The sequence below is a fragment of the Bacillus sp. BS98 genome (genome assembly GCF_008432245.1).
In the GTDB taxonomy this organism is placed as follows: Bacteria; Bacillota; Bacilli; order Bacillales; family Bacillaceae_G; genus Bacillus_A; species Bacillus_A toyonensis.
In genome coordinates this window covers 3899143-3911225 of the sequence record NZ_CP043830.1, presented here as the reverse complement: position 1 = coordinate 3911225, position 12083 = coordinate 3899143, and the positions used below count along the sequence as shown (strand labels likewise).

14 protein-coding genes are annotated in these 12083 nt (G+C 36.4%); 10 read left to right on the top strand and 4 right to left on the bottom strand.

Features of this window, described 5'->3' with window-relative positions; genetic code table 11:
• Window positions 1–8: 8 nt before the first annotated feature.
• On the bottom strand, window positions 9–923 hold the full coding sequence (locus F0362_RS20175) for an aldo/keto reductase (RefSeq protein WP_000747220.1): 915 nt from the start codon (window positions 921–923) through the stop codon (window positions 9–11).
• Window positions 924–976: 53 nt separating this feature from the next.
• Window positions 977–1105, bottom strand: coding sequence for a Z-ring formation inhibitor MciZ (mciZ, locus tag F0362_RS20170; RefSeq protein WP_000870289.1), 129 nt, complete (start codon window positions 1103–1105; stop codon window positions 977–979).
• A 74-nt stretch (window positions 1106–1179) separates the two neighbouring features.
• Here mciZ and F0362_RS20165 point away from each other — a divergent pair, with 74 nt between their 5' ends.
• Window positions 1180–1719 carry an NUDIX domain-containing protein gene (locus tag F0362_RS20165; RefSeq protein ID WP_000067046.1) on the top strand — a complete coding sequence of 180 codons (540 nt, stop codon included), beginning with the start codon at window positions 1180–1182 and terminating at the stop codon, window positions 1717–1719.
• Between the two features lie 25 nt (window positions 1720–1744).
• On the opposite strand, the gene F0362_RS20160 is transcribed toward F0362_RS20165, so the two are convergent.
• A complete protein-coding gene (locus F0362_RS20160) occupies window positions 1745–2296 on the bottom strand; it encodes a GNAT family N-acetyltransferase (RefSeq protein WP_149889936.1) in 552 nt (183 codons plus the stop codon).
• Between the two features lie 126 nt (window positions 2297–2422).
• On the opposite strand from F0362_RS20160, the gene spoIIM reads away from it, so the two are divergent.
• From spoIIM to corA, 9 genes are all read left to right on the top strand, one after another.
• Window positions 2423–3070, top strand: coding sequence for a stage II sporulation protein M (gene spoIIM / locus F0362_RS20155; RefSeq protein WP_000269108.1), 648 nt, complete (start codon window positions 2423–2425; stop codon window positions 3068–3070).
• A gap of 106 nt (window positions 3071–3176) precedes the next feature.
• Window positions 3177–3632: a ferric iron uptake transcriptional regulator gene (locus tag F0362_RS20150; RefSeq protein ID WP_000392657.1), complete on the top strand. Its 456-nt coding sequence runs from the start codon at window positions 3177–3179 to the stop codon at window positions 3630–3632.
• 103 nt (window positions 3633–3735) lie between these two features.
• Window positions 3736–3966, top strand: coding sequence for a YqzK family protein (locus F0362_RS20145; RefSeq protein ID WP_001250432.1), 231 nt, complete (start codon window positions 3736–3738; stop codon window positions 3964–3966).
• A gap of 6 nt (window positions 3967–3972) precedes the next feature.
• The gene (gene xerD, locus F0362_RS20140; RefSeq protein ID WP_000390076.1) at window positions 3973–4863 is read left to right on the top strand and encodes a site-specific tyrosine recombinase XerD; all 891 of its coding nucleotides are present in this window, start codon (window positions 3973–3975) and stop codon (window positions 4861–4863) included.
• A gap of 294 nt (window positions 4864–5157) precedes the next feature.
• On the top strand, window positions 5158–5886 hold the full coding sequence (locus tag F0362_RS20135) for a FixH family protein (RefSeq protein ID WP_016109062.1): 729 nt from the start codon (window positions 5158–5160) through the stop codon (window positions 5884–5886).
• 364 nt (window positions 5887–6250) lie between these two features.
• Entirely contained in the window at window positions 6251–7435 is a 1185-nt protein-coding gene (gene deoB, locus F0362_RS20130) for a phosphopentomutase (protein ID WP_001046072.1), read from the top strand.
• 12 nt (window positions 7436–7447) lie between these two features.
• Entirely contained in the window at window positions 7448–8269 is an 822-nt protein-coding gene (locus tag F0362_RS20125; protein WP_001078444.1) for a purine-nucleoside phosphorylase, read from the top strand.
• A 7-nt stretch (window positions 8270–8276) separates the two neighbouring features.
• Window positions 8277–9581, top strand: a complete 1305-nt coding sequence (locus F0362_RS20120; protein ID WP_001243091.1) for a pyrimidine-nucleoside phosphorylase — start codon at window positions 8277–8279, stop codon at window positions 9579–9581.
• A 209-nt stretch (window positions 9582–9790) separates the two neighbouring features.
• Complete coding sequence (gene corA / locus F0362_RS20115; protein WP_002039517.1) at window positions 9791–10753, top strand: magnesium/cobalt transporter CorA; 963 nt, start codon at window positions 9791–9793, stop codon at window positions 10751–10753.
• Between the two features lie 35 nt (window positions 10754–10788).
• Here the strand turns inward: corA and F0362_RS20110 are convergent, their stop codons facing one another.
• Window positions 10789–12078: an NCS2 family permease gene (locus F0362_RS20110; RefSeq protein ID WP_000676245.1), complete on the bottom strand. Its 1290-nt coding sequence runs from the start codon at window positions 12076–12078 to the stop codon at window positions 10789–10791.
• Window positions 12079–12083 lie beyond the last annotated feature (5 nt).

Sequence of the window (12083 nt, the reverse complement as noted above, 5' to 3'; positions counted from 1 at the left end):
TCGATATTTTAACGGTGCAAGGCATATGAATCATGCTTAACGATTTTTTGAAGTTGTATATATTCTTCTTTTGTTACAGGTAACTGTTGGCAAGCGTGTACATTTATCTGTAATTGTTGAATAGAGCTTGCACCAGGTATAACAGCTGCAACAGTTTCGTTATGTAAGCAATAGTGAATAGCTGTTCCTGTTAAAGATTTTTCTCCGATAACTTCTTTTACACTCCCGAGTGTAGTGTTTAATTCATCGTAAGAATAAGAGAGATAGTCCTTTTCTTTTACTCTTTCTATCTTTCTTGCATTGTTGTCAGTTAAAATCCCTTTCGCAAGTGGTCCGCGGGCAATGACACTAATTTGGTGTTCATTAAGAAGTGGGAACCATTCTTCTGGACGACGATTTAAAAGGCTATATTCCATTAGTACACTAACGATATTTGAGCGTTTTGCATACTCACGGATGACATTTGGACGTATAGAAGAAATACCGTAATGGCGAATAATACCTTCTTTTTTCAATTCTTCAAAAGCTTCAATAGTTTCATCTATCGGATCTTCCAGCGTTCCGCCATGAAGTTGATAAAGGTCAATATAATCAGTTTGAAGTCTACGTAAACTTTCTTTTACTTCGGCTTTTATGTAGGCTTTAGAAGGGTCCCAAGCCCAGCCGTTTTTTTCTTCTGTCCATCGATTTCCAACCTTTGTTGTAAGAACAATTTGGTCTCGTTTTCCCTTCAATGCTTTTCCAACAAATTCTTCGTTTAATCCATAATCATATAAATCCGCTGTGTCAAAAAAATTGATTCCTAAATCGATTGCTTCATCGATAATGCGCATAGCTTCTGTTTCAGATGTGCCGAGAGACATACAGCCAAGTCCCATTTCTGTCACAAATAAATCTGAGTTTCCTAATTGACGTTTTTTCATAAGTCAACCTCCTTTCCTTTATTGTACGAAAGGGAAAAGAGGTTGACAAACGTTTACTTTTTATTCGCTGTAATCCATTCTTGTACGGTTGTATACTCTTTGCCATATTGTTTTAGTTTATGGCGAATTTGCCATGCTTTGCCGACTAACGTGATGCGATTTGGTAAAATATAAACTTTCATTTCTATCACGCTCCTTTCAATGTGGTAAAATGTATGAAGAAAGAATAGGAAATAGAACAGGGAGATGAAATAGTATGAGTAATCTTGCAGAGAGAACGGTAAAAACTGAGCCGATTTTTGATGGTAGAGTTATAAAAGTTCGTGTTGATGATGTAGTATTACCAAATGGAGAAATGAGTAAACGTGAAATCGTAAATCACCCTGGTGCAGTTGCTATTATTGCTATTACTGATGAGGGGAAAATTGTGCTTGTTGAGCAGTACCGTAAAGCGCTTGAGAAGGCGATTATTGAAATTCCTGCTGGGAAATTAGAACCTGGGGAAAAGCCAGAGGTGACAGCAGTTCGTGAATTAGAAGAAGAAACAGGATATGTATGTGAAAATATGGAGCTCATTACTTCTTTCTATACATCTCCAGGATTTGCAGATGAAATTTTATATGTATATAAAGCGACAGGTTTGACAAAAAAAGAAAATAAAGCAGCTTTAGATGAAGATGAGTTTGTGGAATTAATGGAAGTATCATTAGAAGAAGCGATTGATCTTATGAAAGACCTTCGTATCCATGATGCGAAGACGATGTTCGCTGTGCAATATTTACAATTACAAAAATAAAACACTCGCCAAAGGCGAGTGTTTTTTAATTGATTTTTGCATATACACGTGCATCACGTAAGCTACCATCTGGCGCAAGGAAATCATTTTCCATTGTACCTTCTAGAATAAATTCTAAACGTTCTGCTAAGTTACATGCATTGGCATTTGTTGCATCAGTACGAATTTCAATCCTTCTAGCACCTAGCTTATCAAAGGCAAATTGAATGGCACCTTTAACAGCTTCAGTCATATAGCCTTGTTTTGTATAAGCACTATGGAGCCAAAAATGAAGTGAAAACTTTGGAATATCCCAGTTTTCAGGCTTGAGCGTAATAGCTCCAATGAATGTACCGGATACTTTATCGTATAAGTGAAAATCAAGTGTTTCACGAAGTAAAAACTGCCCGTGAGCGTTACGAACGATTTCTTCAGCACTCTCTTCTGCTTCAGCGTCAATTGGCATCCATGGTACTAAGTCTTCTAGAGAAGCTTGGATTGCTTCATATACTTCTGCACCATCACCTGGAAACGGCTTGCGAACTTGTAAGCGTTCAGTTTGAAATAATGTTGGAAAATCTAATAATAATGGTTTCAAGAGAAATCCCTCCTATTCTCTACTTTTTAGTTTAGCAAAGTAGAGCGGAATTTCAATGTTAATTCGTCATACTTTTTTTCTTTCTTTCATACATTTTTAGTAAGAGTGTGAACGGAGGGAAGAAAAATGTGGCGAAAAACTTGGCAAAACCGCGTAATGTCTCACATACAGGAAAACTCTTCATTATATATATTTAATGCTGTTTTATTATTGATGGGAGTAATATTTGGAGCTATTCTTGTGAATAGTTTACAAATGAATCAAAAGCAAGATTTATCATTTTATTTACAACGTTTTTTTGGACAAGTTTCTAAAGGAGAATTTGCTATTGCAGGCGAAATGTTTCGAGAAAGTTACTTTTCGCAATTAAAATATATCGGCTTTATTTGGATTTTAGGGATTTCAATTATTGGGTTGCCCCTCATTTTTATTTTATTATTTGTAAAAGGAGTAGTTGTTGGATTTACAGTAGGTTTTTTAGTAAGTCAGCACGGATGGAATGGATTATTATTAGCATTTGTATCTGTATTGCCGCAAAATTTAATTATCATTCCAGTCTTTCTCGTTATGACAACAATTGCTGCAAGCTTTTCCTTACGTATGATTAGGCATCAGTTTATTAGGAAAATAACCGAGCCACTATTACCATTATTAATTCGTTATACATGCTTCTTTCTAGTGATCGGAGTGGTGTTAGCTCTTGCTTCTAGCGTTGAAGCATATGCATCACCAGTTTTAATGAAAGAAGTTGTTGAGGCTATTAATAAAAAATAAATATTTTTTGAGAATAATTATCAATTTGTTTTTATTGTTTTTCTTTTGACAGAAGCCCTTCTTCTGATATAATGGTGTAAGAGTGGCGAGGAGGGAGTAGTACCGAATGGAAGAAAGAATTGAACGAATTAAGAAGCAATTACATGCAGCGAGCTATAAATTAACACCGCAACGTGAAGCAACAGTTCGTGTGCTGCTAGAAAATGAAGAAGATCATTTAAGCGCAGAAGATGTTTACCTCCTTGTAAAAGAAAAGTCGCCAGAGATCGGATTAGCAACCGTCTATCGAACTTTAGAGTTATTATCTGAGTTAAAAGTTGTCGATAAGATTAACTTCGGAGACGGTGTTTCACGCTATGACTTACGCCAAGAAGGTGCGCAGCGTTTCCACCATCATTTGATTTGTACACAATGTGGTGCTGTACAAGAAATACAAGAAGATTTACTTGGTGAAGTGGAAAGGAAAGTAGAACGAGATTGGAGCTTTAAGGTGAAAGATCATCGTTTAACATTCCATGGGATTTGTAAAAACTGTCAAGAAAATGAAACGGATGAAAAATAACCTTTTCCTATTTATCTAGGAAGAGGTTTTTTATTTGAATAAGGTATAAATTGGTGAAAGCTTGGCATATGTTGTAATAACTTATATTTTGGAGGAATTTACAATGCGCCGAGCTTTAAAATTAACTTTTGATGGAATAAAAGTATTTTTATTATTTACAAGTTGTACGATTTTGTTTTATTTCGCTATACTATGGATAAATGAAGAATACGAAAGCTATCATCGTTATGAAAAGCCAAAAGAAGAGACTGTAGAAAAAGTATCAGGGAATGAAGAACCGGCAAAGGATGCTTTCGTAAATAGAATGATGTTTTTCTATGAAAATGGGGAGTAGTGTAGATTGGAAGATCAATTAAAAGATTTTATTCATTATATGATTGTCGAAAAGGGATTAGCGAAAAATACAGTAGTATCTTATGAACGTGATTTAAAAAGCTATGTAAAGTATTTGCAAAATGTAGAACAGATGAAAACCTTTCATGAAGTGACACGTTTGCATATTGTTAACTTTTTGCAGTATTTAAAAGAAAACGGAAAATCTTCGAAAACATTAGCACGTCATATTGCATCAATTCGTTCATTTCACCAATTTTTACTTCGTGAAAGAGCGGTAGAGCACGACCCATCAGTACATATCGAAACGCCGCAAGGAGAACGAAAGTTACCAAAAGTATTATCAATCGATGAAGTAGAGGCGTTACTGCAGACACCAAAAATGACAAGTGCTTTTGGGATTCGTGATAAGGCAATGCTAGAGTTATTGTATGCAACAGGACTTCGTGTTTCAGAATTAATTGCTTTAAATTTAGAAGATGTACATTTAACGATGGGATTTGTTCGCTGCATTGGGAAAGGGAATAAAGAAAGAATTATTCCATTAGGAAGTTTAGCGACAGAAGCGATTCAAAAGTACATTGAAAAAGGAAGAAGAGAATTGATGGGTAAAAAAGTAGTAGATGCACTATTTTTAAACCATCACGGTAATCGATTATCAAGGCAAGGTTTTTGGAAAATATTAAAACGATTAGCGAAAGAAGCGAATATTGAAAAAGAACTTACACCTCATACGTTACGTCATTCTTTTGCTACGCATTTATTAGAAAATGGGGCAGATTTACGTGCGGTACAAGAAATGCTTGGACATGCAGATATTTCAACGACGCAAATTTATACGCACGTTTCAAAAGCTAGATTAAAAGATGTATATAAACAGTTTCATCCGAGAGCATAGTTACTATGCTCTTTTTTCATAGATTAAGAAGAGTAAGCCGTTTCACAGAAACTTCACAAACATTTCGTATATTGTTTTCAGCAGAAGACTGGAATATTACAATGTATTTCCTCTATACTAAATAAAGTGAAACTTTAATCAGTGGGGTTTTTGTTCATTCCCACTGATTATTAGTTGAACCAATCGGGCTTTTACGGGCAGTTGATCTACCACTTAACTTCTTTGCTTCAGCGGAATTTTGAGGTGGGAGTCTTACTGCCCGTTAATGCGGGATAAAGTATAAAGGAGGAAATGATGATGAAAAAACTGATTATAACTTTATTTATCGCGATGCTAGCGTTGGCTGGCTGTAATACAAACAAAGAAGAACCGAAAAAAGAACAGAAACTTGAAGCTGTAAAAGTAGCAGTCCAAACAAATCCGAAAGAAATTAAACCAGGTGAAAAAACAGAAGTACAAGCACTTGTTACACAAGGAAAAGAAAAAGTAACAGATGCTGATGACGTAAAGTTTGAAATTTGGAAAACTGGTGACGAAAAACACGAGATGTTAAATGGTAAGCATAAAGGAAAAGGTGTTTATGCAGTAGAGAAAACATTCGAAACGGATGGCGTATATCATATTATCGCTCATACAAATGCACGTGAAATGCATGTAATGCCAGAAGTAAAAGTCGCTGTAGGAAACGCAAAAGTAGAAGATGCGAAAAAAGAAGAGGCACATGGTGATCATAAAAGTGACACAATGATTCATCTTATGGCTGGTGACATAAAAGCAAATGCTGAATCAACGATGAAAGTTCATTTAAAGCAAAAAGAAGAAGCGTTAACTGGTGCTGAAGTGCAGCTTGAGATTTGGAAAGATGGCGTTGAAAAGCACGAATTTATTCCAGCAAAAGAAGGGAATAAAGGAGAGTATGAAAGTAAACATACTTTCAAAGAAAACGGTGCTTACAAAGTGAAAGTACATGTAAGAAAAGGCGAACTGCATGAACATAAAGAAGAAACAGTAGAAGTAAAATAAAAAGTAGCTCTTTAGAGCTGCTTTTTATTTTTATATGAAGAAATAAATCATAAAATAATTAGCACTTCTTCGCCGAATGGATTACAATAGAAGTGTGAATAAAATAAGAAATTCTACGAAAATGTATTAAAAAGAAAGCGTAAACATGTTATGATATCAATATCAGATGTCTGACATCTGACTTAGAAAAAACTAGAAATGTTTTTGAGTCGTTTCAAGTAAAACGAAATAGGTTAGAGAATGATTTAAAGAAGTACTGTTTGACAATGAGAAGGAAAGAGAATTCTTATGAATAACAGTTTCACTTTATAGCGTTTTGAACATACTACAAGAAGTAGAACTGAACTTATAGGAGGTCGCAGTTATGAATAAATATAAACGTATATTCCTAGTCGTAATGGACTCTGTAGGAATCGGTGAAGCACCAGATGCTGAACAATTTGGTGATCTAGGTTCTGACACAATTGGTCACATTGCTGAACATATGAATGGATTACAAATGCCAAACATGGTGAAATTAGGTCTTGGTAACATTCGTGAAATGAAAGGTATTTCTAAAGTAGAGAAACCACTTGGATATTACACAAAGATGCAAGAAAAATCTACTGGTAAAGATACAATGACAGGACACTGGGAAATCATGGGCCTTTACATTGATACACCATTCCAAGTGTTCCCTGAAGGATTCCCGAAAGAATTACTTGATGAATTAGAAGAAAAAACAGGCCGTAAAATTATCGGTAATAAGCCAGCTTCTGGAACTGAGATTCTTGATGAACTTGGTCAAGAGCAAATGGAAACAGGCTCTTTAATTGTTTACACTTCTGCAGATAGCGTACTACAAATTGCAGCACACGAAGAAGTAGTACCACTTGATGAGTTATATGAAATTTGCAAAATTGCACGTGAATTAACACTAGATGAGAAGTACATGGTAGGTCGTGTTATCGCTCGTCCATTCGTTGGAGAACCAGGGAAATTCACACGTACACCAAATCGTCATGACTATGCATTAAAACCATTTGGTCGCACAGTAATGAATGAATTAAAAGATAGCGACTATGATGTTATTGCTATCGGTAAAATCTCTGATATTTATGATGGTGAAGGGGTAACGGAATCACTTCGTACGAAGTCTAATATGGATGGAATGGATAAGCTTGTAGATACATTAAACATGGACTTTACAGGTCTTAGCTTCTTAAACTTAGTTGACTTTGATGCATTATTTGGTCACCGCCGTGATCCACAAGGATATGGAGAAGCACTGCAAGAATATGATGCACGTCTTCCAGAAGTATTCGAAAAACTAAAAGAAGATGATTTATTATTAATTACAGCAGACCATGGTAATGATCCAGTACATCCTGGTACTGATCATACACGTGAATATGTACCGTTATTAGCATATAGCCCAAGCATGAAAGAAGGCGGACAAGAATTACCACTTCGTCAAACATTTGCTGATATTGGTGCAACTGTAGCAGAAAACTTCGGTGTGAAAATGCCAGAATACGGAACAAGCTTCTTAAACGAGCTAAAGAAATAGGGGGATAAACAAATGAATCGTGAACTTATTACAAAATCAGCTTCATACTTAAAAGAGAAATTTCAAGAAACACCACAAGTAGGACTAATCCTTGGATCTGGACTAGGCGTATTAGCAGATGAAATCGAAAATGCGGTAACGGTGCCTTACAGCGAAATTCCTGAATTCCCAGTATCAACTGTAGAAGGACATGCAGGTCAATTAGTATTCGGTACACTTCAAGGTGTAACAGTAGTAGCAATGCAAGGACGTTTCCATTTCTACGAAGGATATGACATGCAAAAAGTAACATTCCCAGTTCGTGTTATGAAAGAGTTAGGTGTAGAAACTGTTGTTGTAACGAACGCGGCTGGTGGTGTAAATACATCGTTCGAGCCAGGTGACCTTATGTTAATTTCAGATCACATTAACTTCATGGGTACGAATCCATTAATCGGACCAAATGATTCTGAAATGGGTGTACGTTTCCCTGATATGTCTACATCATATACGACAGAACTTCGCGAAATGGCGAAACAAGTTGCAGCAGACTTAAACATTAAAGTACAAGAAGGTGTATACGTTGGAATGACAGGTCCTGTATATGAAACACCTGCTGAAATTCGTATGCTTCGTACACTTGGCGGAGATGCAGTTGGTATGTCAACAGTACCTGAAGTAATTGTAGCTCGTCATGCTGGTATGAAAGTACTAGGTATTTCTTGTATTTCAAACATGGCAGCTGGTATTTTAGATCAGCCACTTCACCATGATGAAGTAATTGAAACGACAGAACGTGTTAAAGCAAACTTCTTAGCATTAGTAAAAGCTATCGTAAAACAAATGAAGGGGTGACCTCACAATGAGAATGGTGGACCTAATTGCAAAAAAACGTGATGGACAAGCATTAACGACAGAAGAAATTAACTTTATTGTTGAAGGATATACAAATGGTGATATTCCTGATTATCAAGTAAGTTCACTTGCAATGGCAATTTTCTTCCAAGATATGAATGATCAAGAACGTGCAGATTTAACGATGGCAATGGTAAATAGCGGTGATACAATTGACTTATCAGCCATTGAAGGGGTAAAAGTAGATAAGCATTCAACAGGTGGAGTTGGTGATACAACGACACTTGTATTAGGTCCATTAGTAGCTGCTTTAGGTGTACCAGTTGCGAAAATGTCTGGGCGTGGTTTAGGACATACTGGTGGCACAATTGATAAATTAGAAGCAGTTCCAGGATTCCATGTGGAAATTGAAAATGATGAATTCATGCGTCTTGTAAATGAAAATAAAATTGCTGTTATCGGTCAAAGTGGAAACTTAACACCTGCTGATAAAAAATTGTATGCACTTCGTGATGTAACGGCAACAGTAAACTCAATTCCGCTTATTGCAAGCTCGATTATGAGTAAAAAAATTGCTGCTGGTGCAGATGCAATTGTTCTTGATGTGAAAACTGGAGCAGGTGCATTTATGAAAACAGATGAAGATGCAAAACGTTTAGCAGAAGCAATGGTACGTATCGGTAATAACGTTGGCCGTAATACGATGGCTGTTATTTCTGATATGAGTCAACCACTTGGTGAGGCTATTGGTAACGCATTAGAAGTACAAGAAGCAATTGATACATTACAAGGTAAGGGACCGAAAGATTTAGAAGAGTTATGTTTAACACTTGGAAGTCAAATGGTATACCTTGCTGGGCAAGCTTCATCTTTAGAAGATGCGCGTGAAAAGTTAATTGAAGTAATGAACAACGGTAAAGCGTTAGAATCATTCAAAACGTTTTTATCAGCACAAGGCGGAGATGCATCTGTTGTTGATGATCCTTCTAAATTGCCACAAGCACAATTTAAAATTGAAGTAGAAGCGAAAGAGGACGGTTATGTATCGGAAATCGTTGCAGATGAAATCGGAACAGCAGCAATGCTTTTAGGAGCAGGACGTGCAACGAAAGAATCTGAAATTGATTTAGCAGTTGGCTTAATGCTTCGTAAAAAAGTAGGGGACAGCGTGAAAAAAGGTGACTCCCTTGTTACGATTTACGCAAACCGTGAAAATGTTGAAGATGTAAAAGCGAAAATTTATGAGAACATGAAAATCTCTAAAGAACACGTAGATGCACCAACTTTAGTACATGGAATTGTAACGAAGTAATAAAGTGAAACTTTAATCAGTGGGGGCTTTATCCCCACTGATTATTACCCTTCACTAATCGGGCGTTTACGAGCAGTTGATCCCAGACCTAACTTCTTTGCTTTCGCTGAATGTTGAGGTAGGGGTCTTACTGCACGTTAATACGGGATAAAAAAAGGCTGAGGAGATTTCTCCTTGGCTTTTTTTACTATTTTTTGTTTATAATAATAGTGGGTGAAATTATGATTAGAATATGTGCAGTAACAAAAACAGATGAAGTATTATATGACGTTTCGCTAGAAGAAACAACGAAAGACCATATTGTATGGTATTGGCTAGATTTATATAAGCCAACGAAAGAAGAGTATACATATATTTTGCAAGACCATTTTAAGTTCCATCCCCTTGCAATTGAAGACTGTATAGAATATGTACAGAGGCCAAAAGTTGATTTTTATGATGGATATAATTTTTTAGTTCTACATGGATTTGGTGAGGATGGATTAGAACCGCATGAAATCGATTTATTTATTAGTGATCGTTATATTGTTTCTTTCCATTTTTCTCATAACAATGCAATCGAAAGAGTATGGAAAACACTTGGTGAAAAGAAACGTATTAAGAAAGGTCCTTTGCATGTGGCACATACAATTATTGACCAAATTGTAGATGACTATTTCGCACCTGTTTATTACATTGAAGACCATTTAAATGCGATTGATGATAATTTAACGGGTGAGACAGCAGGAAGCGTGCTAGAAGAGGTATTTGATATACGTGCGGATTTATCTAAGCTAAGGCGGACAATTATTCCGATGCGTGATTTATTGTATCGTATTTTAAATTCAACTCGTTTTTACGGCATAAGTGATCATGAGATTTACTTTAAAGATATACATGACCATTTGCTTAAATTAACTGAAATGATTGAAGCGAGCCGAGAGTTGACGGCAGATATTCGGGATAGCTACTTTTCATTAAACTCACATCATATGAATAACATTATGAAAACACTAACTGTTTTCTCTACTATTTTCATGCCACTAACATTTATTGCAGGAGTATATGGAATGAACTTTTCACATATGCCAGAGCTTGGTGGGAAGTATAGTTATTTTATTTGTTTATTGTTAATGGCGTTAATTGGTGGCGGAATGATGGCCTGGTTTTATAAAAAAGGATGGTTTAAGTAAAAAACACCGAGGTATTCACCTCGGTGTTTTTTTATTTAACCAATAGCATGTAATACAAACATGGCTAAGAATAAGCATGTAACGATATACATAGATGGTGCGACTTCTTTACGCTTTCCAAGTGCAACTTTTAAGATAGGGTAAGCAATAAATCCGAACGCAATGCCATCAGCGATACTATATGTGAGCGGGATCATAACGATAATTAAAAACGCTGGAAATCCTTCTGAAAAGTCGTTCAGAGGAATTTGTTGAATGCTTGTAATCATCAGACCGCCAATAATAATTAAGATTGGTGCAATGGCACTATCAGGAATTAATTTGACAAACGGAAGAGCGAACAGTGATGCAAAGAATAACATCCCAGTAACGATAGACGTCAGACCTGTTTTTCCGCCTGCAGTAATACCTGCGGCACTCTCTACTGTTGAAACGGTAGGACTTGTGCCAAATAGACCACATGTCATTGCTGAAATCGCATTGGCTTGGTAAGCACGTGGGAATTTGCGGTCATCTTCTAATAAACCGTGCAGAAGTCCCATGTTCTCAAAAATAAGCACCATGCTTAAGGAGAATGTTGCAATCCAAAACGGTAAGGAAGAAAGTTTCCCAAATGACATAGCTCCAAACACATCGCCGTAATTAGCGAATGAGAATGAACTATTTCCCATTTGACTCGTATCAACAAGACCAAATAGCCATGCAATACCAGTTCCTATTGCAATCGTCCATAAAAAGTTTCCACGTACGTTACGAATAAATAATACAAGTGCAACGATAAGAGTAAGCAATGTCGCAAGAACGACAGGATTACTTAATTTCCCCATTGCAACAGCAGTATTTGGATTCGAAACGACTAAACCACCTTTTTGCAATCCGATAAATGCTAAAAACAATCCGATACCGACAGTAATAGCTTCCTTTAATGACTTTGGAATCGATACTGAAAGCACGCGAGCAATTGGTGTAAACGCAGCAATTGCAAAAATAATACCAGAGATAAAGACAGCTGCTAATGCTTCTTGCCAAGTTAAACCGAGCGTATGCACAGCTGTGTACGTGAAGAATGCATTTACACCCATACCTGGGACAAGAATAGCAGGTGCATTTGCCCAAAATGCCATGAGCAGACATCCGACAAATGAACTGAAAACAGTTGCTAAAATTCCAGCCTCAAGTGGAATGCCGGCATCTGATAAGATTGACGCATTTACAATCATTATATATACGATTGTGAAAAATGACGTAACTCCAGCTAAAACTTCTTGTTTTGGTGATGTTTCGTGTAAGCCTAATTTAAATGTTCTTTCAAGTATTCCTTTCATGTTAA